At 69.5% G+C, this 25,358-nt stretch carries 26 protein-coding genes; 13 read left to right on the top strand and 13 right to left on the bottom strand.

The genetic code is table 11. The features are described 5' to 3' along the window. The first annotated feature begins 57 nt into the window (after window positions 1-57). Entirely contained in the window at window positions 58-2,619 is a 2,562-nt protein-coding gene (otsB, locus tag Q5696_RS03160; protein ID WP_305093781.1) for a trehalose-phosphatase, read from the top strand. A gap of 25 nt (window positions 2,620-2,644) precedes the next feature. On the opposite strand, the gene Q5696_RS03155 is transcribed toward otsB, so the two are convergent. After that, complete coding sequence (locus tag Q5696_RS03155; RefSeq protein ID WP_305093780.1) at window positions 2,645-3,736, bottom strand: LacI family DNA-binding transcriptional regulator; 1,092 nt, start codon at window positions 3,734-3,736, stop codon at window positions 2,645-2,647. 169 nt (window positions 3,737-3,905) lie between these two features. Here Q5696_RS03155 and Q5696_RS03150 point away from each other — a divergent pair, with 169 nt between their 5' ends. Genes Q5696_RS03150 through Q5696_RS03130 form a run of 5 tightly spaced genes read left to right on the top strand, consistent with a single transcriptional unit; the run spans window position 3,906 to window position 7,997 of the window. After that, window positions 3,906-4,865 carry a metal ABC transporter solute-binding protein, Zn/Mn family gene (locus tag Q5696_RS03150; protein ID WP_305093779.1) on the top strand — a complete coding sequence of 320 codons (960 nt, stop codon included), beginning with the start codon at window positions 3,906-3,908 and terminating at the stop codon, window positions 4,863-4,865. Continuing rightward, window positions 4,862-5,716: a metal ABC transporter ATP-binding protein gene (locus Q5696_RS03145; protein ID WP_305093778.1), complete on the top strand. Its 855-nt coding sequence runs from the start codon at window positions 4,862-4,864 to the stop codon at window positions 5,714-5,716. The genes Q5696_RS03150 and Q5696_RS03145 overlap by 4 nt, the downstream gene beginning before the upstream one ends. Then, entirely contained in the window at window positions 5,713-6,612 is a 900-nt protein-coding gene (locus tag Q5696_RS03140) for a metal ABC transporter permease (protein ID WP_305093777.1), read from the top strand. The genes Q5696_RS03145 and Q5696_RS03140 overlap by 4 nt, the downstream gene beginning before the upstream one ends. Window positions 6,613-6,633: 21 nt before the next feature. Next, window positions 6,634-7,392, top strand: a complete 759-nt coding sequence (locus Q5696_RS03135; protein ID WP_305093776.1) for a LamB/YcsF family protein — start codon at window positions 6,634-6,636, stop codon at window positions 7,390-7,392. Beyond that, window positions 7,392-7,997, top strand: coding sequence for a 5-oxoprolinase subunit B family protein (locus Q5696_RS03130; protein WP_305093775.1), 606 nt, complete (start codon window positions 7,392-7,394; stop codon window positions 7,995-7,997). The genes Q5696_RS03135 and Q5696_RS03130 overlap by 1 nt, the downstream gene beginning before the upstream one ends. A 28-nt stretch (window positions 7,998-8,025) precedes the next feature. Here Q5696_RS03130 and Q5696_RS03125 read toward each other — a convergent pair whose 3' ends face one another. Continuing rightward, complete coding sequence (locus Q5696_RS03125) at window positions 8,026-8,715, bottom strand: ZIP family metal transporter (RefSeq protein ID WP_305093774.1); 690 nt, start codon at window positions 8,713-8,715, stop codon at window positions 8,026-8,028. Between the two features lie 46 nt (window positions 8,716-8,761). Between Q5696_RS03125 and Q5696_RS03120 the strand changes: the two genes are divergently transcribed. Further along, window positions 8,762-9,625 carry a 5-oxoprolinase subunit C family protein gene (locus Q5696_RS03120; RefSeq protein WP_305093773.1) on the top strand — a complete coding sequence of 288 codons (864 nt, stop codon included), beginning with the start codon at window positions 8,762-8,764 and terminating at the stop codon, window positions 9,623-9,625. Here Q5696_RS03120 and catC read toward each other — a convergent pair. The 3 genes from catC to catA form a co-directional block, all read right to left on the bottom strand. After that, window positions 9,622-9,903: a muconolactone Delta-isomerase gene (gene catC, locus Q5696_RS03115; RefSeq protein WP_305093772.1), complete on the bottom strand. Its 282-nt coding sequence runs from the start codon at window positions 9,901-9,903 to the stop codon at window positions 9,622-9,624. The genes Q5696_RS03120 and catC overlap by 4 nt on opposite strands. 31 nt (window positions 9,904-9,934) lie before the next feature. Next, window positions 9,935-11,062: a muconate/chloromuconate family cycloisomerase gene (locus Q5696_RS03110; protein WP_305093771.1), complete on the bottom strand. Its 1,128-nt coding sequence runs from the start codon at window positions 11,060-11,062 to the stop codon at window positions 9,935-9,937. Between the two features lie 73 nt (window positions 11,063-11,135). Next, a complete protein-coding gene (gene catA, locus Q5696_RS03105; RefSeq protein ID WP_305093770.1) occupies window positions 11,136-11,987 on the bottom strand; it encodes a catechol 1,2-dioxygenase in 852 nt (283 codons plus the stop codon). A gap of 204 nt (window positions 11,988-12,191) precedes the next feature. Between catA and Q5696_RS03100 the strand changes: the two genes are divergently transcribed. Further along, window positions 12,192-12,965, top strand: a complete 774-nt coding sequence (locus tag Q5696_RS03100; protein ID WP_305093769.1) for an IclR family transcriptional regulator domain-containing protein — start codon at window positions 12,192-12,194, stop codon at window positions 12,963-12,965. A gap of 23 nt (window positions 12,966-12,988) precedes the next feature. Here the strand turns inward: Q5696_RS03100 and Q5696_RS03095 are convergent, their stop codons facing one another. Further along, complete coding sequence (locus Q5696_RS03095) at window positions 12,989-13,921, bottom strand: AraC family transcriptional regulator (RefSeq protein WP_305093768.1); 933 nt, start codon at window positions 13,919-13,921, stop codon at window positions 12,989-12,991. Between the two features lie 196 nt (window positions 13,922-14,117). Between Q5696_RS03095 and Q5696_RS03090 the strand changes: the two genes are divergently transcribed. Continuing rightward, the gene (locus tag Q5696_RS03090) at window positions 14,118-14,681 is read left to right on the top strand and encodes a flavin reductase family protein (RefSeq protein WP_305093767.1); all 564 of its coding nucleotides are present in this window, start codon (window positions 14,118-14,120) and stop codon (window positions 14,679-14,681) included. A gap of 27 nt (window positions 14,682-14,708) precedes the next feature. Beyond that, on the top strand, window positions 14,709-16,328 hold the full coding sequence (locus Q5696_RS03085; protein WP_305093766.1) for a 4-hydroxyphenylacetate 3-hydroxylase family protein: 1,620 nt from the start codon (window positions 14,709-14,711) through the stop codon (window positions 16,326-16,328). 63 nt (window positions 16,329-16,391) lie between these two features. Here Q5696_RS03085 and rlmB read toward each other — a convergent pair whose 3' ends face one another. The 5 genes from rlmB to carD are packed head-to-tail and all read right to left on the bottom strand — an operon-like array spanning window position 16,392 to window position 20,466. Further along, window positions 16,392-17,357, bottom strand: coding sequence for a 23S rRNA (guanosine(2251)-2'-O)-methyltransferase RlmB (gene rlmB, locus Q5696_RS03080; protein WP_305093765.1), 966 nt, complete (start codon window positions 17,355-17,357; stop codon window positions 16,392-16,394). Next, a complete protein-coding gene (cysS, locus tag Q5696_RS03075) occupies window positions 17,357-18,769 on the bottom strand; it encodes a cysteine--tRNA ligase (protein ID WP_305093764.1) in 1,413 nt (470 codons plus the stop codon). Before cysS ends, rlmB begins: the two co-directional genes overlap by 1 nt. 11 nt (window positions 18,770-18,780) lie before the next feature. Continuing rightward, complete coding sequence (gene ispF / locus Q5696_RS03070) at window positions 18,781-19,257, bottom strand: 2-C-methyl-D-erythritol 2,4-cyclodiphosphate synthase (RefSeq protein ID WP_305093763.1); 477 nt, start codon at window positions 19,255-19,257, stop codon at window positions 18,781-18,783. A gap of 34 nt (window positions 19,258-19,291) precedes the next feature. Further along, entirely contained in the window at window positions 19,292-19,975 is a 684-nt protein-coding gene (gene ispD / locus Q5696_RS03065) for a 2-C-methyl-D-erythritol 4-phosphate cytidylyltransferase (protein WP_305093762.1), read from the bottom strand. Window positions 19,976-19,977: 2 nt separating this feature from the next. After that, window positions 19,978-20,466 carry an RNA polymerase-binding transcription factor CarD gene (gene carD / locus Q5696_RS03060; RefSeq protein ID WP_305093761.1) on the bottom strand — a complete coding sequence of 163 codons (489 nt, stop codon included), beginning with the start codon at window positions 20,464-20,466 and terminating at the stop codon, window positions 19,978-19,980. Window positions 20,467-20,797: 331 nt separating this feature from the next. On the opposite strand from carD, the gene Q5696_RS03055 reads away from it, so the two are divergent. Both Q5696_RS03055 and radA read left to right on the top strand, forming a co-directional pair. Then, window positions 20,798-21,397, top strand: coding sequence for a copper chaperone PCu(A)C domain-containing protein (locus Q5696_RS03055; RefSeq protein ID WP_305093760.1), 600 nt, complete (start codon window positions 20,798-20,800; stop codon window positions 21,395-21,397). An 89-nt stretch (window positions 21,398-21,486) separates the two neighbouring features. After that, entirely contained in the window at window positions 21,487-22,875 is a 1,389-nt protein-coding gene (gene radA, locus Q5696_RS03050; protein ID WP_305093759.1) for a DNA repair protein RadA, read from the top strand. Window positions 22,876-22,878: 3 nt separating this feature from the next. Here the strand turns inward: radA and Q5696_RS03045 are convergent, their stop codons facing one another. Beyond that, the gene (locus tag Q5696_RS03045; RefSeq protein WP_305093758.1) at window positions 22,879-23,439 is read right to left on the bottom strand and encodes a PaaI family thioesterase; all 561 of its coding nucleotides are present in this window, start codon (window positions 23,437-23,439) and stop codon (window positions 22,879-22,881) included. Between the two features lie 102 nt (window positions 23,440-23,541). On the opposite strand from Q5696_RS03045, the gene disA reads away from it, so the two are divergent. Then, complete coding sequence (gene disA / locus Q5696_RS03040; RefSeq protein WP_305093757.1) at window positions 23,542-24,627, top strand: DNA integrity scanning diadenylate cyclase DisA; 1,086 nt, start codon at window positions 23,542-23,544, stop codon at window positions 24,625-24,627. Window positions 24,628-24,637: 10 nt separating this feature from the next. Here the strand turns inward: disA and Q5696_RS03035 are convergent, their stop codons facing one another. After that, window positions 24,638-25,309 carry a hypothetical protein gene (locus Q5696_RS03035; protein WP_305093756.1) on the bottom strand — a complete coding sequence of 224 codons (672 nt, stop codon included), beginning with the start codon at window positions 25,307-25,309 and terminating at the stop codon, window positions 24,638-24,640. Window positions 25,310-25,358 lie beyond the last annotated feature (49 nt).

Below are 25,358 nucleotides of genomic sequence, written 5' to 3'. Positions count from 1 at the left end.
GCCCTTCGGCGCGGCTGCGGTGCGCCTCGTCGCCGACGATCGCCTAGGTTTGAACCTGTGAGCGCTCTGGATCTGCCGATCGAAGTCCGCCGGGCCCTGTCGACCGTCGCCCGGACCCCGCGCCTGCTGGTGGCGTCCGACTACGACGGCACCATGGCGCCCATCGTCGCCGATCCCGAGCGGGCCTATCCGCACGCCGAATCGGTGCGGGCCCTGCGTGCACTCGCCGGTCTCGCCTCCACCACCGCCGCCGTCATCTCCGGGCGCGCGCTCAAGGACCTGGCCACGCTGTCGCGTCTGCCCGCCGAGGTCCAGCTGGTCGGCAGCCACGGATCCGAGTTCGACGTCGGGTTCGTGCACGCGATCGACGCGAACGCCCGCAAGCTGCTGCACGAGGTCATCGCCGAACTGTTCCGCATCGCCGGCCTGTACACGGGGGTGACCGTCGAGACCAAACCGGCGAGCGCCGCACTGCACGTGCGCAACGCGACCGACGAGGACGGTGTCGCCGCCCTGGCGGCGGTCCGCGCCGAGGCCGCCCTGTGGACCGGTGTCCAGGTCACCGAGGGCAAGGCGGTCATCGAACTCGCCGTCGTCGCGACCGACAAGGGCAACGCGCTCGACATCCTGCGTCATCAGGAGGGGGCGACGGCCGCGGTCTTCTTCGGCGACGACGTCACCGACGAGAAGGCGTTCGTGCGACTCCAGGGCCCGGACGTGGGTGTCAAGGTCGGGGACGGGGACACGGTCGCCGAGTTCCGGGTCGAGACCACCGAGGATGTCGCGACCGCGCTGGCGTTCCTGCTCGAGGAACGACGGATGTGGCTGTCGGGTTCCGACGCGCCGCCCATCGAGCGGCTCACGATGCTCGCGAATCCGCGTTCGGTCGCACTGCTCACACCGGACGCGAACCTGACGTGGCTGTGCCATCCGGAACCGGATTCGGGGGCGGTGTTCGCGCACCTGCTCGGCGGCCCGGAGGCCGGGCACTTCAGCGTGGGCCCGCAGCGCGAGGCGTTGCCGCTGAGCCAGCAGTACGTCGACGGCACCATGACGGTGCAGACCCGCTGGTCGAGTCTCACGGTCACCGACTATCTGCCGCACGACGTCCAACCGAACCGCACCGACTTCACCCGTGTCGTCACCGGACGCGCGAAGGCGATCGTGAGTTTCGCCCCGCGGCCGGAGTTCGGTCTGGCCACGGTGCAACTGGAACCGGACACCGACGGGCTGCGGGTCTCGGGGACGAGCGAGCCGATGGTGCTGCGCTCCCCCGGCGTGCACTGGGACATCACCACCGACGGCACCCAGCAGACCGCGTTCGCGGTCGTCGACCCGTCGCAGGGGCCGGTGATCCTCGAACTGCGTTGCGGCACCGAGGATCTGGGTCCGTCACAGATCTCGGAGCCGGAACGCCGGGAACTCGCCGAATCGTACTGGCGGGACTGGGTGACCACGCTCGACCTCCCGCCGCTCAAGCCGGACCTGATGAAGCGGTCGGCCCTCACGCTGCGCGGGCTGGTGCACGCCCCCAGCGGATCGATCCTCGCGGCGGCCACGACGTCGCTGCCCGAGGAGATCGGCGGCGTCCGCAACTGGGACTACCGGTACTGCTGGCTGCGTGATGCGGCACTGACCGCGTCGGCGCTCGTGAGCCTGGGGTCGCTCGGGGAGGCCGAGGCCTACCTCGAGTGGGTGCACCGGGTGCTCGAGACGCTGCACGGCCCGGAGCGGCTGCACCCGCTCTACACCCTGTACGGCGGCAATCTGCCGGCCGAGGCCGTGATCGATTCGCTGCCCGGGTATGCCGGGTCCCGCCCGGTGCGGGTCGGTAACGCCGCGAACCAGCAGGTCCAGTTGGACGTGTTCGGGCCGATCGTCGACCTCATCGCCTCCGTCGCGCAGACCCGGACGAAGCGGGGGATCGCCGGGACCGATGCCCTCACCGACCGGGACTGGGAGCTGGTGCGGGCGATGGTCGAGGCCGTCGAGCGACGGTGGAGCGAACCGGATCACGGCATCTGGGAGATCCGCGACAACCCCCGCCACCACGTGTACTCGAAGGTCATGGGCTGGCTCACCGTGGACCGGGCGCTGATGCTGGCGTCGGACTTCGGCCGCGAGGCCGGTCCGACGTGGCCCGCGTTGCGCCGGGAGATCGCCGAGGAGGTCACCGAGAAGGGGTGGAACGAGGACGCCGAGTCCTACACCGCCGCCTACGACGGCACCGACCTCGATGCGGCGACGCTGCACATCGGCCTGTCCGGGCTCATCGATCCGTCGGACGAGCGGTTCGCCGCGACGGTGGTGGCGACGGAACGGGAGTTGCGCAGCGGCTCGACCGTCTACCGCTACCACCACGACGACGGCCTGCCCGGTGCCGAGGGCGGTTTCCATCTGTGTGCGGCGTGGCTGGTGGAGGCCTACCTGCTGATCGGGCAGCGGTCCGATGCGGAGGCCCTGTTCAAGCAGCTCGTCGACGCGGCCGGCCCGACCGGACTGCTGTCGGAGGAGTACGACCCGGTCGCGGAACGCTCGTTGGGCAACCATCCGCAGGCGTACAGCCATCTGGGTCTGCTGCGCTGCGCGCAGTTGCTGAGCGCGGACACCACCCGCTAGTCGCGGCCGGTTCCGGGGTCGGGCGCTAGGGTTCGGGCGGTGTGGCCGACGTGCGCCCGTGTACCAGTTCGGTGTCGAGTACCACGGCCACCGGAACCCCGGAGTCGGATCCGGACAGCAGCAGCGCACCGGCGCGCCGCCCCTTCTCCTCCTGGGGTTGACGCACCGTCGTCAGGCCCACCCGCAGGGCCTCGTCGATGCCGTCGAATCCGGTGACCGACAGTCGCCCGGGGACGTCGACGTCGTTTTCCCGCGCCCAGTCGAGGGCGCCGAGCGCAAGGACGTCGGTGGTGCAGACGAGGGCGGTGATGCCGGGGTCGACCGCCAGTGCCTGGTCGGCGGCGGAGCGGCCGGCCTCGACGGTGTGCTCGTAGCGTTCGACGACGGTCAGCGCCGCCGGGTCCAGGCCGGCGTCGGACATCGCGTCCTGCACGCCGGCGATGCGTTCGCGCTGGACGTGGAAGTTGGGAGCATGCAGCCGGTCACCGTCGACGACGCCGTCGGCCCGGTCCCGGCCGAGCCGCATGCACAGCACTCCGAACCTCTTGTGGCCCAACCCGATCAGGTGGTCGGCGACGAGACGCATCGCGCTGCGGTCGTCGATGCCGACGAGGGAGGCGCCGGGCATCTCGCGCGGCTGGTCGCAGATGACGGTCGGCAGGTGCCGCTCACGCACGGCGGCGAGGTAGGGGTCGTCGTCGGCGACGGAGTACACGACGAAACCGTCGACGCCGGCCTGCTGGACGACGGCGGCGGCATCCGTGTCGTCGCGGCCGGGGCCGGCGGGGATGAGCAGCAGGCCCTGACCGGCCGCCTCGCACGATTCGGCGAGGCCCGCGAGGAAGCTCATGGCGGCGGGGTCGCGGAACGAGTAGCTCAGCGCTTCGGTGAGCAGCAGTCCGACCGCGCCGGCGCGGCGGGTCCGCAGCGACCGCGCGACGGGGTCCGGGCCGGGGTAGCCGCGGCGTTTGGCGGCGAGCAGGACGCGTTCGCGAAGTTCGGCCGACAGCTGGTCGGGACGGTTGTACGCGTTGGAGACGGTCGTCCGCGACACCTTCAGTTCGGCGGCGAGCGACGCCAGGGTGGCGGGGCGGCGTGGCTGGCGGGACCTTGGCATATCGGGACGGTATCGGGTTGTGACGCCGTCGTCGCATCCGGTCGCCTACCTAGCGGGACTCGACCTGCACAGTTCCGCTAAAGTGTAAACGGGAACCGTTACCAATAACGATCCGGAACGGCCCCGAATCAGCCAGATACACCGTCGTGACCAGGAGAAAGTTGTGCGCATGCCCGATAGGACCGGCAAGTCCCGCAGGTTCGTGACCGTCGCGGTGATCGGGACCGCCCTCGCCGCGGCCGCGCTCACCGCCTGCGGCACCTCCCCCGACGACGGGCAGATCCGGGTCGTGGCCTCCACGAACGTGTGGGGCAGCGTCGCACAGGCCGTCGCCGGTGACCGCCTCGACGTGGTCTCGATCGTCACCGAACCGTCCGCCGACCCGCACTCGTACGAGGCGAGCCCCGCCGACGCCGCGAAGATCAGCGATGCGTCACTCGTCGTCCTCAACGGCGGCGGGTACGACGGGTTCGTCGAGGACGTCCTGAAAACCGGTACCCCCAAGCCGACCGTCGACGCCTTCGCCCTGCACGAACAGCGCACCGGTGCCCACGCAGACGACACCGACGACGGGGACCACGCGGGCCACGCGCACGGGTCGGTGAACGAACACGTCTGGTACGACATGCCCACCGTGGACACGGTCGCGAGCGCGATCGCCGAGCAGCTCGCCGTCCTCGACCCGGACGGCGCCGACGTCTACACCCGAAACGCCGAGACGTTCCGCACTCAGCTGCGCACGGTCTCCGAGATCACCGCCTCGATCGCGGCCGCACACCACGACACCCCGATCGCCCAGACCGAGCCGATCGCGCACTACCTGATCGCGGCCGCCGAGCTGAAGGACGTCACCCCCGAGGCGTTCACCGGTGCCGTCGAGAACGGTACCGACCCCTCCCCCGCGTCGATCGCCGAGACCCGGCAGCTGCTGTCCGACCGGCAGGCCGCCACGCTCGTCTACAACGTCCAGACCGAGGACAAGGTCACCCGCGCCATGCGCGACACCGCCGAAGCCGCGGGCGTCCCCGTCGTCGAGGTCACCGAAACCCTGCCCGCCGAAACCGATTTCGTGACCTGGCAGACGCAGACCGCACAGTCTCTCGCCGATGCCCTGAACGGGGCGTCGTGAGCGCCGCGGGCGCGCCTGCCGTCGAACTGCGCGACGCCTGCCTGGCGTTCGGTGAGCGCACCCTGTGGTCGCACCTGAACCTGACCATCGAGCAGGGCGAGTTCGTCGCCGTCCTCGGCCCCAACGGGTCCGGGAAGACCTCACTGCTCAAGGTCCTGCTCGGACAGCTCGCACCGACGTCCGGCACCGTCCGGATCGCCGGCACCCCCGCGAAGGCCGGGCACACCCACGTCGGGTACGTGCCGCAACAGAAATCGCTCGACGAGGGGCTGCCCCTGCGTGGACGCGACCTCGTCGGCCTCGGCGTCGACGGACACCGGTGGGGCACCGGCCTGCTCGGTCGCGTCAAGCGCCGCGGAATCGTCGACGACGCCATCGCCCAGGTCGGCGCCCAGTCGTACGCCGACGCCCCGATCGGTGCGATGTCCGGCGGTGAGCAGCAGCGGCTGCGGATCGCGCAGGCCCTCGTCGGCGACCCCAAGGTGCTGCTGTGCGACGAGCCGCTGCTCAGCCTCGACCTCGCCAACCAGCACCGCGTGTCCGAACTCATCGACCGCCGGCGCCGCGACCACGACACCGCGGTCCTGTTCGTCACGCACGAGATCAATCCGATCCTCCCCCTCGTCGACCGGGTCCTCTACCTCGTCGACGGCAAATTCGAGATCGGCACCCCCGCCGAGGTCATGACCTCCGAGGTCCTGTCCCGGCTGTACCGCACCGACGTCGAAGTGCTGCACGTGCGCGGCCGGCTCGTCGTCGTCGGCACCGGGGACGCCATCGACGCGCTCGGCAGCGGCGGCGGCCCCCGCCCCGGCGAGGGCGTCCACCACACCGACGAGGACCACGCATGAGCAACAAGTTCACGGACGCCATGTCGCACCTGCTCGACGTCTCCGTCACCGCCGACCTGCTGCAGTACGACTTCGTGCAGCAGGCCCTGATCGCGGGCGCGATCCTCGGCCTCCTCGCCGGCGTCATCGGCCCGCTCATCGTGAGCCGGCAGATGTCGTTCGCGGTGCACGGCACGTCGGAGCTGTCGCTGACCGGCGCGTCGGCGGCCCTGCTCATCGGCGTCGGTGTCGGGATCGGTGCGGTCGTCGGGTCCGTCGTCGCGGCCGTCCTGTTCGGGCTCCTGGGAACCAAGGCACGCGAACGCGATTCGGTGATCGGTGTCATCATGGCGTTCGGTCTGGGCCTGTCGGTGCTGTTCCTGTGGGCGTACGACGGCCGCACCGGCACCAGCTTCTCGCTGCTCGTCGGCCAGATCGTCGCCCCCGGCGGAACCGGACTGGCCCTGCTGTTCGGATGTGCCGTCGTCGTGCTGGGCACCCTGTCGGTGATCTACCGGCCGCTGCTGTTCGCGAGCACCGACCCCGAGGTGGCTGCCGCCCGTGGCGTCCCGGTCCGCGGACTGTCGATCGTGTTCGCGGTCCTCGTCGGCATCACCGCCGCCCTCGGTGTGCAGATCGTCGGCGCCCTGCTCGTCATGGCACTGCTCATCACGCCCGCCGCCGCGGCCGCTCATGTCACCGCGAACCCGCTCAAGGCCACGATCCTCGCCGTCGTGTTCGCCGAGGTCGCCGCGGTCGGCGGCATCGTGCTCTCGCTCGCCCCCGGCGTCCCGGTGTCGACGTTCGTCACCACCATCTCGTTCGTCATCTACCTGGTGTGCCGTGCGATCGGGGTGGCCCGGCGCAGGTCCACCGGCCGGGTCCTCGTGCCCGCCGGAGAGCATCTGCACGCCTGACCGGCGCCTAGGATCGACACCGTGACGGTGATCGATCTCAACAGCGACCTCGGTGAAAGTTTCGGCGCCTGGACCCTCGGCGACGATGCCGCGATGCTCGACCTCGTCACGAGCGCGAACGTCGCCTGCGGCTACCACGCCGGGGATCCGTCGACGCTGCTGCGCACGTGCCGGGACGCCGCCGCCCGCGGCGTCCGGATCGGCGCACAGGTCGGCTACCGGGACCTCGCCGGATTCGGACGCAGGTTCGTCGACGTCGCCCCCGCCGATCTGACCGCCGAGGTGATCTACCAGATCGGCGCGCTCGACGCCCTGGCCCGCGCCGCCGGTTCCGGCGTCGTGTACGTCAAACCGCACGGCGCGCTGTACAACGCGATCGTGCACCACCGAGCGCAGGCCCGGGCCGTCGTCGACGCCGTCCGCGCCGTCGACCCGTCCCTGCCCGTCCTCGGACTGCCCGGATCGGTGTTCCTCGAGGAGGCGCGTGCAGCGGGGCTGCGGACCGTCGTCGAAGCGTTCGCGGACCGCGCCTACACCCCCGACGGCACCCTCGTACCGCGCACACAGCCGGGAGCCGTCGTCCACGATCCCGACGTCGTCGCCGCACGGGTCCTGCGGCTCGTGACGACCGGCACGATCGAGGCCGTCGACGGCAGCGTGATCACCGCGGCCGCCGACACGATCTGCGTGCACGGCGACACCCCCGCCGCCGTCGCGATGGCCGCTGCGATCCGGAACCTGCTCGACGCCAACCGGATCCCTGTGGAACCGTTCGTGTGATGCGCCTCCTCGACATGGGCGACCGGGCACTGCTCGTCGAATTCGACGATCTGGCGTCGACCCTCGCGCACTATCGGGGGCTCGCCGCGCAGCCGCACCCCGCCGTCACCGACCTGGTGCCCGCGGCCCGCACCGTCCTCGTACAGTTCCGCGGCACCCGCCGGGACGCCGTCGCGGCGTGGGTGCGCGCCACCGCACCACTCACCGCGGACGAACTCCCACCGGCCGACCCCGTCACCGTTCCCGTCCGCTACGACGGTCCGGACCTCGACGAGGTCGGCGAACTCACCGGGCTCGGCGCCGACGGGGTGGTCGCCGCCCACACCGGGCAGGTGTGGACCGTCGCGTTCGCCGGATTCAGCCCCGGCTTCGGCTATCTCGTCGCCGCCGACGACACCCTGCACGTGCCCCGGCGCGCGACCCCCCGCACCCGCGTCCCGGCCGGCGCCGTCGGCCTCGCCGGCGAGTTCTCCGGAATCTATCCGCGCCCCTCCCCCGGCGGCTGGCAACTGATCGGCACCACCACCGAACCGATGTGGGACGTCGACCGCGACCCGCCCGCACTGCTGCAACCGGGAGTCACCGTCACGTTCGTCGCCGTCTGAGCATCGCCGGCCGAGCCCCGCTCAGGGGTCAGGCACCGAGCGCGAACGCCACGAGGAAACCGAGCGCGGTCGACAGCCCCACCCACCACCCGCCCTCGCGGTACGCCTCCGGCATGAGCGAATCGGCGAGTACCGCGATCGTCGCGCCGCCGGCGAACGCCTGGACGACGGCGATGCTGCCATCGGAGATGTTGTCGGAGACGGCATTCGCCGCCACGACGACCAGTACCAGCACGGCGGCGGTGATCGCCCACACCCGGAACGCGCGACGGGAATCGAAGCCCGGCTGACTCCGCATCGACGCGGCACCCGCCACCGACTCGGGGATGTTGCCGACCGCGACGGCCACCAGCAGCACCACACCCCCGCCCTCGACGAGCGAGACGCCCAGTGCGGTGTTCTCGGGGATACCGTCGAGCAGGGATCCGAGCATCAGTGCCCAGCCGAGAGCGGCCGGGCCGAGCTTGTTCTCGATGAAATGATCGGCGACCACGTACACGAGTGCGCCCGCGAGCAGCGCGGTCCCCGCAATCCAGACGCCCTCGGTCGCGAACGCGGGCGCGAACAGTTCCGAGGACACCGCGGCCACCATCGTGCCCGCACCGAACGCCATGAGCGCCGCGAGCACCGGCCGGGGCAGGTCGAAACGCAACCCCACCCACGCGCCGATCAGCAACGGCAGCGCCGTCCCCACCCCGTACAGTGCAGCGGTCACCATCGGTCGATGGTAGGCAGCGCCGCCCCGATCGGGGGACAATCGACACATGGTATGGCTCGAGATCGTCCGTGCCGGTGCCCGCACCACCGTCCAGGACCGCGGACGGTCCGGGCACGCGGCGCTCGGGGTCGGCGGATCCGGTGCCGCAGACGTCGTCTCCCACGACGCCGCGAACCGGCTCGTCGGCAACACCCCGGACGCCGCGACCCTCGAAGTGACCTTGGGCGGACTGCGATTCCGCGTGCACGGGCCGACGGCCGTCGCGGTCACCGGGGCATCCGTCCCGGTGACGGTCGACGGCACACCCCGCCCCCGCTATTCGACGCTGCACCTGAGCGACGGCGACGAGGTGACGCTCGGCATGTCCGACACCGGCCTGCGCACCTATCTCGCGGTCCGCGGCGGCATCGACGTCCCCGCCGTTCTCGGCAGCCGCGCCACCGACACCCTCTCCGGGATCGGGCCGGACCCGGTCCGGGACGGTGACCGGCTACCGGTCGGCACGCGGCACGACGACCTGCCGGCCGAGGATCTCATCCCGCCACCGGCCCCCGCCGCCGATCCGGTGGAGCTGCGGATCCGGATGGGGCCGCGTGACGACTGGTTCACCCCGGCGTCCCGCGCGGCGCTCGCGGAGCACACCTGGACCGTCACCGCCGACACCGACCGCGTCGGCGCCCGTCTGCACGGTCCCGGACCGCTGCACCGGGCCCGCCGCGGCGAACTGCCGAGCGAGGGCATGAGCACCGGCGCACTGCAGGTACCACCGGACGGGATGCCGGTGTTGTTCCTCGCCGATCACCCCGTGACGGGCGGCTACCCGGTGATCGCGACGGTCGTGAGCGACGATGTCCCGGTCGCGGCACAGCTGCGACCGGGACATCGGGTTCGGTTCCGCCGCCTTCTCTAGCGGATCGAGCTCGCGTGCCCGGTCAGGGGGACGACGTCGATCGTCATGTACGGGAACAGCGGGAGGTTCCACAGGATCTCGTGGAGTTCGTCGGCCGATTCGACGTCGAAGATACTGATGTTGCTGTACTTTCCGACGATCCTCCACAGGTGCACCCACTTTCCCTGCCGTTGCAGATCCTGGGAGTACGCCTTCTCGCGGGCGAGGGTGTCGTCGCGGACCTGCGGGTCGAGGTCACGGGGAATGTCGACGTCCATGCGGACGTGGAAGAGCGGCATCGTCTCTCGTCTTTCGTGTCGGTTCCGGGGGTCAGTTCCGGGCCAGGTGCTTGACGACGTCCATGTCGAGTTCGACGCCCAAGCCGAGGCCGGTGGGCAGGTGCACCTGCCCCTCGGAGTAGTCGAGCGGTGTCTGCAGCAGTTCCACCGCGAACAGTTGCGGGCCGAAAAGTTCGGTGCCGTAGTCGATTCCCGGTTCGGAACACGCGAAGTGCACGGACGCAGCGGTACCGATCGGCCCCTCGATGGACGTCGCACCGTGGCAGCGCAGGCCGGCCGCCTTCGCCACGGCCACGACTTGCTTGCTGCGTTGCAGCCCACCGCATTTGGTGGTCTTGAGCGCGAGAACGTCGGCTGCCCCGAGGGTCGCGATCCGGAAGGCGTCGTGCGGGGTCTGCACGGATTCGTCCGCCATCACCGACGCACCGACGAGACGGTTGATCTCGGCGAGTACCTCGATCTGCTCGGCCGGAGTGGGCTGCTCGACGAGTTCGACTCCCCCGTCGACGAGTTCGGGGACGTAGCGCAGGGCGGTGAACCGATCCCAGCGAGCATTGACGTCGATACTCACCCCGGCCCGACCGTCGAGGGCCTCTGCGATCGACACCACCCGCTCGGTGTCGACGGCCGGGTCGAGTGCCCCCATCTTGAGCTTGAAGGCGAAGTTCAACCGCGCCTCGATCTTCTCCTCGATCTCGTCGAGAACCTCCTCGACCGGGGCCGCACCGAGCGCCCAGCGCACGTCGACGCCCGTGCGGAAGGCCCCACCGAGCAGGATGTGCACGCCGACGCCGAGGTGCCGTGCGTACGCGTCGTGCAGGGCCACGTCGACCGCGGCCTTCGCGAAACGTGCGTTCGCGACGATGCGTTCGAGATCGACCAGGATCCCGGTGATCTCGTCGACACCGCGCCCGAGGATGTAGGGAGTGACGTAGTTGTCGACGATCGCCTTCATCGTCTCGACGGACTCACCTCCCCACCAGGGGCCGCCGGGGACGACGCCCTCGCCGTGACCGGTGACACCGCCGGCCGTCGTGATCGCGACGAGCAGGATCGGCTGCACCTCGCTCGTCGTGGTGGCGAACTTGTGCGGACGTATCAGGGGTACGTCGAGGATGGTCGTCTCGATGGAGACGATCGCGAGATCAGGGTCGGACATCGAACAGCTCTCAATCGGATCGGAGAATCACGGAATGCCGGCGCCCCTCGGGGACACCGGCATTCGCGTCGGATCAGGCCTCGGGGTCGAGGGCGAAGTTGTAGGTCACGTAGTTCCGGCCGTCGTCCCCGGTCTTCGGATCCAGGACCAGTTCCGGCTTGACGGCGGTGGCGACGTCGTTCTCGACCCACTGCCCGCCGGCGAAGTACAGCTGGGTGGTGATCGGGAGCTTGCCCGGCGCCTTGACCATCAGGTGCAGGTGCGCCGGACGCCACGGGTGTCCCCCGTAGGACTCGATGAACCAGCCGGTCGGGCCGTCGTGCGGAATCTGGTACGGCGCGGGCTGCAGCGTGGTGATCTCGTAGCGGCCCTCGTCGTCACAGACGATGGTGCCGCGCAGGTTCCACTCCGGCAGATTCGGCGCGAACTGCGAGTAGAGGCCGTCCTCGTCGGCGTGCCACAGTTCGACGGTGGCACCGGCGAGACCGTTGCCCTCGAGGTCGGTCACCTGACCGGAGAACACGAGTGGGGTGGCGTCCCGGTCCTTGTCCCGCATCGGCATGGTGCACTTCGACGGCAGCGTCGGCGAATTCGCGACGTAGTACGGGCCCTCGATGCTGCCCTTGGTGCCGGCGAGCGCGTTGCGACTGTAGTTGACGTCCTCGATCTCGTGCTCGACGAACACGTCCAGCCACAGCGGCCACTCGCCGTACTCGCCCACGTCGATGACCCACTGCTTGAGCACGCGGTACTCGTCGTAGGTCACCTCGTGCTTGTGGATGACGTCTGCGAACGCCTTCAACACGTCCCGGTAGATCGCGGACGCACGCTCCGGGGAGGTGTCGGCCGACACACGGTCGGACTTGAACTTGTCGGTGGCGGCATTGCCCGAGGCGTGTGCGGTCGCCGTTTCGGTACTGGTCATGGGTCCTCCTCGTCGAGGCTCGAACGTCTGGCGGTCGAGAAAATCGTGGCAGCGGGGGGTGCGGGGCCGACGCATATCCCGCCGAGCTGATGTACGCTATGCGTACAAGTGATTCGCAGTGCGTACGCATACTGTGCGTCGAGTCACAGCAGTTGTCAACACCCGACCCGAAGTCACCACCGAACCAGCAGCCAGGAGCCCTCGATGTCGAACGAAGACCGGGATTTCATCCAGAGCATCGAACGGGGTTTCGCCGTCCTGCTCGCCTTCGACGAACAGCACCCCACCCCGTCGCTGGCCGAACTCGCCACCAAGACCGATCTGTCCCGCCCGGCGGTGCGCCGTATCCTGCTCACGCTGCAGAAACTCGGCTACGTCGCCGCGAACGGCAGCCGATGGTCGCTCACCCCGCGCGTACTCAGCATCGGCCAGCACTACTCCGCATCCCACGCCCTCGTCGAAGCCGCGATGCCCCGGCTCGTCCAATTGTCCGAGCGCACCGGCGAATCCGCGTCGCTCGGCGTACTCGACGGCGTCGACGTGGTGTACGCGGCCCGGGTTCCGGTGCGCCGGATCATGAGCATCAACGTCTCGGTCGGCACCCGGGTTCCGGCCTATGCGACGTCGATGGGCCGCGCACTGCTCGCGTGGGCACCGACCGAGACCGTCGACCGGGTGATCGCCGGATCCCGGTTCGAGAAGCTCGCGACGTCGACGATCGCCTCACCGGAATCGTTGCGAGCCGAACTGGACCGAGTCCACACGCAGGGCTACGCGCTGACCGCCGCCGAACTCGAAGAGGGCCTGATCTCCCTGGCCGCACCGGTCCGCGACGCGAGCGGCGACGTCGTCGGCGCCCTCGCCTGCTCCACATCCTCCGGCCGCAACACCCCCGAGGAGTTCCGGGCGTCCGCGGCGGCGAACGTGATCGAGACCGCCGAGGCCCTCAGTACGGACCTGGGCTTCCGCCGGCACTGACGCGGCACCGGTCGCCTCGAATCTCAGGAGCGCAGCGTCGCCGAGGGTGCAACCCCGTACCTGCGCCGATAGGCGGCCGCGAACCTACCGGTGTGGGTGATTCCCCAGCGCACGGCGATATCGGTCACCGACGTACTCGACGGATCGCCCGCCACCAGATCGTCGTGGACCCGTGCGAGACGCACGTCCAGTAGATAGTCCCGGGGGCACATCCCGAGATACTCGCGGAATCCTTCCTGCAGCCGCCGGACGCTCACGCCGGCAGCCTCGGCCATGTCGCTCGCGGTCCACGCCAGCGCCGGATCGGCGTCGATCCGGTCGAGCACCCGCTTCACGATCCGCGGCCGCGGCGCGACGGCGGTGTCGTCGGGCATCGCCGCCAAGACGAAGGCGCTGGTGATGGCCCCCGACAGTTGCTGTGCGACGACCGGGGTCTGCCACAGCCCTTCGCTGCCGCGCACCTGTTCGACGATCGACCGCAGCAGACCCATCCAGTTCTGTCCGGCGGCGGTCGTCAGGTCCACCTGATCCGGTAGCCGCCGATCCGGCCGGCCCAGTATCCGCGCGAGCTCGCGATGCAGGTAATCCTTGTCGACCTTGACGCCGACGATCTCGCAGTCCGCGGTCCACCGGGTGATCACGGCCCCGGTGTCCGGACGGAAGACGGACGCCTTCCCCGGCCCGGAGATCACGTCGTGGCCACCGCTGACGGATTCGATCCGGCCCGACAGCGGAATGTTGACCGCGTACGCACCCGGATGTCGCGTGTCCACGGAAACATCGGCGCCCCAACCGATCCTCGTCAGCCGCAGTGCACCGATCTGCGTCGCCCGTACGTTCAGCCGCGGCTCCGATCCGGCGGTGAGCGGCGTCAGCTCGTGCGCAAAATACGCAGCGGACACCGCATTCTCAGCCTCGCCCCAATCATCCGGGCCGACGGCCACGCCTGTCGACATTCCGGCGCCACCTTCCTGCCCCGTCCTGTTCGGGACCTCCGCCCCAGTGTGATCGGGAACACGATTCTCGGCAACAGTGTTCCGCCGAACACGTCGCGCAATTCGGATAACGAGACCGCTCAGCGGATGGCCGAGCCCGCCCCAGCCTGCCTATGGTCTGCGTCACAGTCAACGACCATCAGCAAGGAGCACCGCCATGGACTCGCGTCGGCTGCGAAACATATTCGGGCAGTTCGCAAGTGGAGTCACCGTCATCACCTGCGGTAAGGAGGACGGCACCCCGCACGGCGCGACGGTGACGGCGTTCACCGCGGTCTCGCTCGAACCGCGACTGTGCCAGGTGACCCTGACCCGTACCTCGAAGGCCTGCACGTTCCTGTCCGGCGCACCGTTCGCGGTGAACATCCTCGCCGCCGACCAGACCGACGTCGCACTGCACTTCGCCGGCCGGCCGCAGTCCCCCGGGCCGGTGTGGGAGCAGGGCCCCACCGCCCCGGTGCTCGCCGGCAGCGCCGCCACCCTGTCGTGCGTGCCTTGGCGCGAGTACGACGGCGGCGACCACGTGATCTTCATCGGCGAGATCGTCGATGCACAGTGTCGCGACACCGACCCCCTGCTCTTCTACCGCAGCACCTTCCACGACCTCGGAGCACCCAGCGGTAGCGCCGCCTGGAACGGGTCCATGGACGACCCCCACCGCGGCTGGTTCGACGCCGGCACCGCCTTCACCCCGCTGCACCTCTCCGGTGCAACCAACTGACCCCCACCCCCGTACGGAGGAAAGACCATGACCACGACCGAACCCCGCCCCGTCGCCCCGGACGTCGACCGATCCGCGGTCAACGTGGCAGCGGACTGCGAGGCGAACCGGACCGAGAACTTCGCCACCCGGCCGATGACGGGCGACGAGTACATCGAGTCGATCAAGGACGGGCGGGAGATCTACCTGCACGGGGAGAAGGTGAAGGAGTTCTGGAATCATCCGGCGTTCCGCAACCCGATCCGGATGACCGCGCGCCTGTACGACGCCCTGCACACCGGGGAGCACGTCGACACGCTCACGTGCCCCACCGACACCGGTAACGGCGGCGTCACCATGCCGTTCTTCAAGACCCCCACCAGCTCCGACGACCTGCTCCGCGAACGCGACGCGATCGCCACCTGGGCTCGGATGACCTACGGCTGGATGGGCCGCTCCCCCGACTACAAGGCCAGCTTCCTCGGCACCCTCAACGCCAACAGCGAGTTGTACGCCCCGTTCCAGGACAACGCGAAGCGCTGGTACCGGGAGTCGCAGGAGAAGGTCCTGTACTGGAACCACGCGATCATCAACCCGCCGGTGGACCGGCAGCTTCCGCCCGATCAGGTCGGCGACGTGTTCATGAAGGTGGAGAAGGAGACCGACGCCGGCCTGATCGTGTCGGGCGCGAAGGTGGTGGCGACCGGTTCGGCGATCACCAACTACAACTTCATCGCGCACTACGGCCTGCCGATCAAGAAGAAGGAGTACGCGCTGATCTGCACGGTGCCGATGGACGCACCGGGCATCAAGCTCATCTCCCGCGCCTCGTACTCGCAGAACGCGGCCGTCGTCGGCTCGCCGTTCGACTATCCACTGTCGAGCCGGATGGACGAGAACGACGCCATCTTCATCTTCGACAAGGTGCTGGTGCCGTGGGAGAACGTCTTCATGTACGGCGACGTCGAGAAGATCAACTCGTTCTTCCCTCAGTCCGGCTTCCTGCCGCGGTTCACCTTCCAGGGCTGCACCCGGCTCGCGGTCAAACTCGACTTCATCGCCGGCCTGCTCATGAAGGCCCTCGACTGCACCGGCGCCGGCGGATTCCGCGGCGTGCAGACCCGGGTCGGTGAAGTGATCGGCTGGCGCAACCTGTTCTGGTCCCTGACCGAATCGATGGCCCGCGACCCCGAGCAGTGGATCGGCGACACCGTCATCCCGAAGCTCGAGTACGGGCTGACGTACCGGATGTTCATGATCCAGGGCTATCCGCGGATCAAGGAGATCATCGAGCAGGACGTCGCCTCGGGTCTCATCTACCTGCCGTCGAGCGCCGCCGACTTCAAGAATCCCGACGTCCGCCCCTACCTCGACAAGTACGTCCGCGGCAGCGACGGCATCACCGCCGTCGAACGGGTGAAGGTCATGAAGGCGCTGTGGGATTCGATCGGCTCCGAATTCGGCGGCCGTCACGAACTCTACGAACGCAACTACTCCGGAAACCACGAGAACGTGAAGGCCGAACTGCTCTTCGCCGCCGAGAACCGCGGCGGAGTGTCCTCGATGAAGGGACTCGCCGAACAGTTCATGAGCGAGTACGACCTCGACGGCTGGACCGTGCCGGACCTGATCGGCAACGACGACGTGACCGCGTTCTACAAGAACTGACGGCACACGCACTGTGCGGTGGGCGGTGAACCCACCGCACAGTGCGTCGTACGGGTGCGTCCGTCAGCTGCGACGCTGACGCGCGATCTCGGACAGGACGACGCCCGCCGCGACCGATGCGTTGAGCGACTCCACCTCACCGGCCATCGGGATACTCAGGATCGAGTCGCACGTCTCGCGAACCAACCGCGACAGGCCCTTGCCCTCCGAGCCGACGACGATGACGACCGGGTCGCGGCCCTCGTAGGTGTCGAGGCTGGTGTCGCCGCCCGCATCGAGGCCGACGACCTGCACCCCCTTCGACTGCCAATCCTTGAGCGTGCGAGTAAGATTCGTCGCCCGAGCGACGGGCAGACGGGCTGCCGCACCGGCGCTGGTGCGCCATGCGACCGCGGACACGCTCGCGCTGCGACGCTGCGGGATGACGACACCGTGACCGCCGAACGCGGCAACCGACCGGACGACGGCACCGAGGTTGCGCGGATCGGTGATGTTGTCGAGCGCCACCAGCAACGCCGGCTCGTGCTTGGCCCGGGCCGCGGTGAGCAGGTCGTCGGGATGCGCGTACCGGTACGGCGGCACCTGCAGGCCGATGCCCTGATGCATCCCGTTGGCGCTCATCCGGTCCAGATCGGTGCGCGGAACCTCGAGGATCGAGATGCCGGCGTCGGCGGCCCGCTGCACCGCCTCCTTGAGGCGGTCGTCGGTCTCGGCGCCCACCGCTACGTACAGTGCGGTGGCCGGGACGTCGGCGCGCAGGCATTCGACGACGGGGTTACGGCCCAGCACCATCTCCGGGGTGTCCTCGGCGCGGCGGATCGCGGCCGTACGCTGCAACTTCCGCTGCTCGTCGGCACGGGCAGCGGCCCGGGCCCGCTTCGCGGCCGGATGCTTGGTCCGCTCCACCGCCGGCGGGGTGGCGCCGCGGCCCTCGAGCCCCTTGCTGCGCTTGCCGCCCGACCCGACGACCTGGCCCTTCTTGGTGCCGCCCTTACGGATCGCGCCACGCCTACTCGAATTACCCGCCATCACTTACCCGATTCGTTGGAAGAAGCCTGTTCGAGCGACCACTCGGGGCCGTTCGGAGTGTCGGTCACGGCGATACCCGCCGCGGCCAACCGGTCGCGCACCTCGTCGGCGACGGCCCAGTTCTTCTCGGCCCGCGCCTGCTGACGCCGGTCGAGGTCGGCGCGGACCAACACGTCGAGCGCACCGAGTGCCGCGGTATCGTCCGCCGTGCCCGCCCAGTGCGGATCGAGCGGATCCACGCCCAGCACACCCAGCATCGCCCGCACCTGCGCCGCGATCGTCCGCGCCCGCTCGGCGTCACCGGATTCGAGTGCGGAGTTCCCTTCCCGCACCCTGCCGTGGATCTCGGCGAGTGCCGCCGGAACGTTCAGGTCGTCGTCGAGCGCTGCCGCGAACTCGTCGGTCCACGTGCCGACGGGAACCTCCGTACCCGTCCGCTCGCCGACACGCTGTACGAACGATTCGCAACGCCGGTACCCGACGGCAGCCTCCTGCAGCGCCTCCTCCGAGTACTCGAGCATCGACCGGTAGTGGGCACTTCCGAGGTAGTACCGAAGTTCCTGTGGACGAACAAGTTTCAGCACATTCGGAATCGACAGGACATTGCCCAGCGACTTCGACATCTTCTCGCCCGACTTGGTGACCCAGCCGTTGTGCAGCCAGTACTGCGCGAAGTCGTCGCCGGCGCACTTGGCCTGCGCGATCTCGTTCTCGTGATGCGGGAACACCAGATCCATTCCACCGCAATGGATATCGAATGCGGCGCCGAGATAGAACTCGGCCATGGCAGAGCACTCGAGATGCCAGCCGGGACGGCCCGGGCCCCACGGCGTCGGCCACGACGGCTCCCCCGGCTTGGCGGCCTTCCACAGCGTGAAGTCACGCGGATCCCGCTTGCCCGCACCGACGCTCTCGCCCTGATGGACGTCGTCGAGCTTGTGCCCGGACAGCTTGCCGTATTCGGGGAAACTCCGGACGTCGAAGTAGACGTCGCCCTCCGCCGCGTACGCGTGACCGTTGTCGATGAGCCGCTGCATCATCTCGACCATCTGCGTGATGTGGCCGGTCGCCCGCGGCTCCACCGACGGCGGCAGCACACCGAGCTGCCCGTACGCCCAGTCGAACGAACGCTCGAACGTCGCGGCCCACTCCCACCACGGGCGGCCCGCCTCGGCGGCCTTGTTCAGGATCTTGTCGTCGATGTCCGTGACGTTCCGGACGAACGCGACGTCGTAGTCGTGCGCGAGCAACCAGCGCCGCAGCACGTCGAACGCGACACCGCTACGCACGTGACCGATGTGCGGTTCCCCCTGAACCGTTGCGCCACACAGGTACACCGATACCCGGCCGGGGGCCAGCGGGACGAAGTCGCGCAGAGCCCGTGTCACGGTGTCGTATAGGCGCAGGGTCACGACGAGCGATTCTACCGGTCCGGGTCGGCCGGGACGACGAGCGCGGTCGCTACCGCCGCGATCCCCTCGCCGCGCCCCGTGAGACCGAGCCCGTCGGTGGTCGTCGCCGTCACCGACACCGGGGCCCCCAGGACGTCACCGAGCACCCGCTGGGCCTCGTCGCGTCGCGGACCGATCTTGGGACGATTGCCGATCACCTGCACCGCAGCGTTTCCGACGGAGAAGCCGGCCTCGTCGAGCAGCCGGCGGACCTCGGCGAGCATGCGCACCCCGCCGACACCGTCCCACTCGGGCCGACCGGTACCGAACACCGAACCGAGATCACCGAGTCCGGCCGCGGACAGCAGGGCGTCGCACAGCGCGTGCGCGGCGACGTCCCCGTCGGAGTGCCCGGCACAGCCGTCCTCGCCGTCGAACAGCAGACCGGCCATCCAGCACGGGCGACCCGGCTCGATCGGATGGACGTCGGTCCCGATACCTACTCGCACGCGCGACACTCCTTTTCGCCGTTTCCCGCAGGAGTCACTCGACGCCGCTGCGCTCCAGCAGAATTCGCGCCAGCGTGAGATCCCACGGTGTCGTGATCTTGAACGCTTCGGGTTCCCCCACGATGGTGTGGACCCGTTCCCCGAGCAACTCCACGAGACCGGCGTCGTCGGTCGCGTCGGTGTCCTCGTCCTGATAGGCCCGGCGCAGCAGACCCGCCTCGAAACCCTGCGGGGTCTGGACCGCCCGCAACGTCGAACGGGCCGGCGTACCGGTGACGGTTCCCAGCACGTCGACGGTCTTGACGGTGTCGGCCACCGGCAGCACCGGGATCACCGCGGACCGTCCGGCCCGCAGTTCCGCCACCACCCGCGCGACGAGCGACGGCGGCGTCAGCGCACGCGCCGCATCGTGCACGAGCACCAGTTCCGCCCCGGTCGCCGCGGCGAGACCGGCCCGCACCGAATCGGTGCGCTCCGCCCCGCCGACGACGACCACGACACCCTCGGGCAGATCCGCCCGCGCAGTGTCGACGAGTTCCTCGGGCACGATCACGACGACCGTGTCCACCGCTCCGGATCCGAGGAGCCCGTCGACGGACCGGCGCAGCATGCTACGACCGGCCAGTTCGACGAACGCCTTCGGAACCGCCTCACCCAGCCGGACACCACGCCCGGCTGCCGGGACCAGTGCGACGACCGGCCCTCGCTGCTGTGTCACCGTCAGGAAGCGGCGGCCAGAACCTCGTCGAGAATGATCTCGGCCTTGGCGTTGTCGGTGCCCTCCGCCAGTGCGAGCTCACCCACGAGGATCTGCCGCGCCTTGGCCAGCATCCGCTTCTCGCCCGCGGACAGGCCGCGGTCCTGCTCCCGGCGCCACAGGTCGCGCACGACCTCGGCCACCTTGTTCACGTCACCCGATGCCAGCTTCTCGAGGTTCGCCTTGTACCGGCGAGACCAGTTCGTCGGCTCCTCGGTGTGCGGCGCGCGCAGCACCTGGAACACCTTGTCGAGACCCTCCTGGCCGACCACGTCGCGGACGCCGACGTACTCGGCGTTCTCCGCGGGAACGCGGACCGTGAGGTCGCCCTGCGCGACCTTGAGAACCAGGTATTCTTTCTGTTCACCCTTGATGGTGCGGGTTTCGATCGCTTCGATCAGCGCCGCTCCGTGATGGGGGTATACGACGGTGTCTCCGACCTTGAAAATCATCTGTCCCGTGCCCCTTTCGATTTTCCGAGTTTATCACGCAACCGAAGGATCGGCTCACCAACGGTGCAGGTCAGGGGCATCCTTGCCTGATCTCAGGGGTTGACAGGAGCTGTCCGGCGTGCATTTCGGACCACCTGGACGGTGCCCTCCGACGGCCCGCACGCAGCGCCGGACCCGCGCACGAGGGCACCCCGGGGACTCCCGGAACCTCACGCGGACAAGACAGACACGCCCGACACACCCACCGATAACCCGACCCAGCGGACGCATCGCCGCGACCGACTACTACTCTGCCTAGTGGATTGTGAACCTGACCCATGGAGGACAACCCGTGACTGCTCTCAATGCGTCGCCGACTCGTCGAGTCGCCACCGCTGTCGCCCTCGCTGCCGGCGCGACGCTCGTGCTGTCCGCGTGCGGCGCAGGTCAGATCTCGCAGACGGCCACCCAGGCCGCTGCCGTGAACGGCAACCAGGCCACCGACGGCGACATCGCCCTGCGCAACGTGCACGTGCTGTACCCGAACTCCGAGGAGTTCAGCATCGAGCCGGGCGGCACGGCGCAGCTCGCCTTCACCGCCGTCAACCTCAGCGAGTTCGCGACGGACCGGCTGAAGAGCATCAAGACCGACTACGCCGCATCCGTCGTGATCGACGACGAGGCGGGCACCCTCGAGATCAAGCCGCAGCAGGCACTCGGCGCCGGCAACCCGGACGTGTCGGTTCCCGAGCAGGCTCCCGAGCACCTCAGCCTGATCGACGTCACCCTCGAGGACATCCGTGAGGGCGTCCGCCCGGGCCTGACCTTCCCGGTGATCTTCACCTTCGAGAACGCCGGCGACATCACCGTGCAGGTGCCCGTCGACGCCGGCCCGAAGACCGAGCGTCACGAGTCGGCCATGTCCCCCGACGTCGCCGAGGGCGGCCACTGACCCCGCGGTCACACCGAGCACTTCCGGACGAGCCCGGGCACCGATGGTGCCCGGGCTCGTCTGTCGGTACCGGCCACTAGGCTTCCGGCGTGGCAAAGGCTAAGTCGAGTTTCCGGTGTTCGTCGTGTGGGCACACGGTCACGAAATGGGTGGGACGCTGCCCCGAGTGCGGCACCTGGGGGTCGATGGACGAGGCGCCCGTGCTCGCCGCCGTGGCCACCCGGCCCGGAACCTCGCTGGCCCGCAGCGGCGCCGCCGCGCTCCTGCCGTCCACCCCGGCCACGCCGATCACCCGGATCGACGGCACCGCGACCCGTGCCAAACCCACCGGCGTCGAGGAACTCGACCGGGTCCTCGGCGGCGGCGTCGTCCCCGGTTCGGTGGTACTGCTGGCCGGTGAGCCCGGCGTCGGCAAGTCGACGCTGCTCCTCGAGGTCGTGCACCGGTGGGCCACCCGCGGCCCCGACGACCGCGCGCTGTACGTCACCGGGGAGGAATCGGCCGGGCAGGTGCGCCTGCGCGCCGACCGGACCGGAGCGGTACACGAACGGGTCTATCTCGCAGCCGAATCCGATCTGGCCACCGTGCTGGGTCATGTCGAGCAGGTGCGTCCGACGCTGCTGATCGTCGACTCGGTGCAGACCATGCTCGCCGCCGACGTCGACGGCGTGACCGGCGGCGTGACCCAGGTGCGGGCCGTCACCAGCGCGCTCACCTCGCTCGCGAAGGCGGGGGGCATCCCCGTCCTGCTGATCGGCCACGTCACCAAGGACGGTGCGGTGGCCGGCCCCCGCTCCCTCGAGCACCTGGTGGACGTGGTCCTGCACTTCGAGGGCGACAAGCATTCCACGCTGCGCATGGTCCGCGGCATCAAGAACCGGTTCGGCGCGGCCGACGAGGTGGGCTGCTTCGAACTGCGCGAGGACGGCATCGTCGGGGTGAGCGACCCGTCGGGCCTGTTCCTGCACCACCGGACCGACGAGGTGTCGGGAACCGCCGTGACGGTCACGATGGACGGCAAACGTCCCCTGCTCGGCGAGGTGCAGGCCCTCGTCGCCCCCACTCACAACCCCTCGCCGCGGCGCGCGGTGAGCGGACTCGACTCCGCACGTGTGTCGATGGTGCTGGCCGTCCTCGAGCGTCGGCACGGCATCAAACTGTCCGACAAGGAGGTGTACGCGGCCACGGTCGGCGGGATGCGGATGACGGACCCGTCGTGCGACCTGGCCCTGGCCGTCGCGGTCGCGTCCGCCGGCAAGGACCGTCCGCTCCCCTCGGGCACCGTCGTGCTCGGCGAGGTGGGCCTGGCCGGTGAGGTACGCCGGGTCACCGGAGTGAGCCGGCGGGTCGCCGAGGCGGCCCGGATGGGATTCACCCGCGCGATCGTCCCGGCCGGCTCCGGGGACCTCCCCGGCAAGATCCGCCCGGTCGAGGTATCGAACGTCGGAGAAGCCTTGCGGGCGTTGGCCCTTCGGTGAACGTCAGACCGCGGACGTACCGAACGGCGACGTGGGCTCGCCGTCGACGAACGCCGCGGTCGGCTCGAAGTGCGCGGCCTGGACCGTCAGGAACAGGCCCCGCGACGTGGCGACCGCGGTCTGCGGATCGGCGCCCGGGCCCTCCACGATGAACGCCTCCGCAGTCGTGTACGCCTTGCGGCGGACGATGCCGTCCAGCCGGGCACGGATCTCGAGCACCGAACTGAGCGGGATGGGACGAGCGAAGTCGATCTCGAGATGCGCGGTGACGACCGGACCGCCGAGCACCATGCACGCCATGCCCTGAGCCTCGTCGAAGGCGGTGGACAGGATGCCGCCGTGAATGACACCGGGGCCGCCCTGGTACCGGTTGGCGACCTCGAGGCGCCCCGTCACCGTGTAGTCCTCCCCCGCCGCGAAGCTCATCTTCATCCCGGCCGGCTGGTCGTCGCCGCAACCGAAACACTTCGACCAGTGCTGGGGCAGCGGCTCCCCGGGTGCCGGGAAGAACTCCGGAACCGGCGGCATGACGAGGTCTTCGGGCAACGTCCAAGTACTGCTCACAACTAGGTAATGTAGAGACGGCTCGCCTGCCGTCCGAACGCGGCTCCACCGGATGTGATCTCGGACGCACAGACAACAACCGTTCGAGGGGGGATTTTCGCGATGAACGATGCTGCGTCGTCGGCGGTGCTCCGCGACACCATCTCCCGCCTCGCCCCTGGAACGGCGCTGCGAGACGCGCTCGAACGCATCCTGCGGGGACGCACGGGTGCGCTGATCGTGCTCGGCTACGACGACGAGGTGGAGGCCCTGTGCGACGGCGGATTCGTGCTCGACGTCGAATTCGCCCCCACCCGGCTGCGTGAACTGTCGAAGATGGACGGCGCGGTGGTGCTGTCGTCGGACGGCGGCCGCATCGTGCGAGCCAACGTGCAACTCGTCCCCGATCACCGGATCCCCACCGTCGAATCCGGGACCCGACACCGCGCCGCCGAACGTACCGCCATCCAGACCGGCTACCCGGTGGTGTCGGTGAGCCAGTCGATGAGCATCGTGAGCGTGTACATCGGAGGGATCCGGCACGTCATCGACGGGTCGTCGACGATCCTGTCGCGCGCGAACCAGGCCGTGGCCACCCTGGAGCGCTACAAGTCGCGGCTCGACGAGGTGACACGACAGCTGTCGATCGTCGAGATCGAGGACTTCGTGACCCTGCGCGACGCGCTGACCGTCGTGCAACGGCTCGAGATGGTGCGACGGGTGTCCGTCGAGATCGAACAGGACGTGCTCGAACTCGGCACCGACGGCCGGCAGTTGGCCCTGCAACTCGAGGAACTGGTCGGCGACAACGACACGGTCCGGCAACTCGTCGTCCGCGACTATCTGGCCGGGTCCGAACCGGCGTCGACATCGGCGGTGAACGCGACCCTCGCCGCGATCGACAAACTCACCGACGTGGACCTGCTGGATCTGACGACGCTGGCGCGGGCGTTCGGATATCCGGGAACGATCGAGGCGCTCGACGCGCCGATGAGCCCGCGCGGCTACCGCGTCCTCACCCGGGTGCCCCGGCTGCAGTTCGTGCAGATCCACCGCCTGGTCGGCTCGTTCGGGACGCTGCAGGCCCTACTCGCCGCGACCGCGGCGGACCTGCAGTCGGTGGACGGCATCGGCGGGCTGTGGGCCCGGCACATCAGGGAAGGGCTCTCCCGGCTCGCGGAGGCGTCGATCAGCGGGCCGTTCGACTAGCGGCGAACGGTCAGGCGAAGTTGAACGGTTCGGGAGCGCTGCGCAGTTCACCGATCTGCGCGACCAGTGTGTACGCGCCCGGCGGTACCTGGTTCCGGTTCGTGGTGCAGCCCGGATCGGACGTCTTGCCCGACCACTTGACCGTGAACCGGGCCTGGCCACCCGGTTCGAGTTCCTGCACCGCAGCCTCGGCGTCCGGATAGCAGTCGACGTTCGACCACAGCCGCTTGTTGCCGTCGAGGGTGTAGACGAGTGCCTGCTGCAGACCCGACCCCAGATCACGCTCACACGCGCTGGTCCCGATGTTGGTGATCGCGATCGTGAAACTCGGCTCGTCACCGATCCGGTACTGCGGCCGATCCGGGGTCGCCTTGATCGCGAGCGACCGGTCCTGGCACTGTTCCCGCGCGGCACCGGTCGATGTGGACGTCGCCGCCTCGGACGTCGTGCCGGTTCCCGACGGCGTGTCCGACTCGTCGGCCGATGCGGGCGGTGCACTCGTCTCGGCGAGCGTCGACGACTGCGCCGCGGCCGCCGCCTCCGGGGTGTCGTCGGATCCGCCGCCGGCGACCGCCGACACGATCCACACGACCAGCGCGATCACCACCACGGCCACGACAGCCGCGAGGATGCGGCGACGCCAGTAGATCTCGGGGGGCAACGGTCCGTTCGGTTCAAGCACGAGTCAACCGTAATTCCCTGCGGCCGACTTCGCTTCAGCGGTCTCGGCG

It is taken from the genome of Prescottella sp. R16, assembly GCF_030656875.1.
GTDB lineage: Bacteria > Actinomycetota > Actinomycetes > Mycobacteriales > Mycobacteriaceae > Prescottella.
The sequence above is the reverse complement of the archived record's forward strand: the minus strand, read 5'-3'. Positions and strand labels throughout refer to the sequence as shown.

Excerpts from the sequence above, each read along its gene's own strand:
- Q5696_RS03125 (WP_305093774.1), bottom strand. The coding sequence starts at position 8,715 with ATGGTGACCGCTGCACTGTACGGGGTGGGGACGGCGCTGCCGTTGCTG.
- Q5696_RS03085 (WP_305093766.1), top strand. The coding sequence starts at position 14,709 with ATGACCACGACCGAACCCCGCCCCGTCGCCCCGGACGTCGACCGATCC.
- Q5696_RS03120 (WP_305093773.1), top strand. The coding sequence starts at position 8,762 with ATGGTATGGCTCGAGATCGTCCGTGCCGGTGCCCGCACCACCGTCCAG.
- Q5696_RS03130 (WP_305093775.1), top strand. The coding sequence starts at position 7,392 with ATGCGCCTCCTCGACATGGGCGACCGGGCACTGCTCGTCGAATTCGAC.
- Q5696_RS03095 (WP_305093768.1), bottom strand. The coding sequence starts at position 13,921 with ATGTCGACAGGCGTGGCCGTCGGCCCGGATGATTGGGGCGAGGCTGAG.
- Q5696_RS03155 (WP_305093780.1), bottom strand. The coding sequence starts at position 3,736 with ATGCCAAGGTCCCGCCAGCCACGCCGCCCCGCCACCCTGGCGTCGCTC.
- Q5696_RS03150 (WP_305093779.1), top strand. The coding sequence starts at position 3,906 with ATGCCCGATAGGACCGGCAAGTCCCGCAGGTTCGTGACCGTCGCGGTG.
- carD (WP_305093761.1), bottom strand. The coding sequence starts at position 20,466 with ATGATTTTCAAGGTCGGAGACACCGTCGTATACCCCCATCACGGAGCG.
- rlmB (WP_305093765.1), bottom strand. The coding sequence starts at position 17,357 with ATGGCGGGTAATTCGAGTAGGCGTGGCGCGATCCGTAAGGGCGGCACC.
- Q5696_RS03090 (WP_305093767.1), top strand. The coding sequence starts at position 14,118 with ATGGACTCGCGTCGGCTGCGAAACATATTCGGGCAGTTCGCAAGTGGA.
- catA (WP_305093770.1), bottom strand. The coding sequence starts at position 11,987 with ATGACCAGTACCGAAACGGCGACCGCACACGCCTCGGGCAATGCCGCC.
- catC (WP_305093772.1), bottom strand. The coding sequence starts at position 9,903 with ATGCCGCTCTTCCACGTCCGCATGGACGTCGACATTCCCCGTGACCTC.
- Q5696_RS03110 (WP_305093771.1), bottom strand. The coding sequence starts at position 11,062 with ATGTCCGACCCTGATCTCGCGATCGTCTCCATCGAGACGACCATCCTC.
- disA (WP_305093757.1), top strand. The coding sequence starts at position 23,542 with ATGAACGATGCTGCGTCGTCGGCGGTGCTCCGCGACACCATCTCCCGC.
- Q5696_RS03140 (WP_305093777.1), top strand. The coding sequence starts at position 5,713 with ATGAGCAACAAGTTCACGGACGCCATGTCGCACCTGCTCGACGTCTCC.
- Q5696_RS03100 (WP_305093769.1), top strand. The coding sequence starts at position 12,192 with ATGTCGAACGAAGACCGGGATTTCATCCAGAGCATCGAACGGGGTTTC.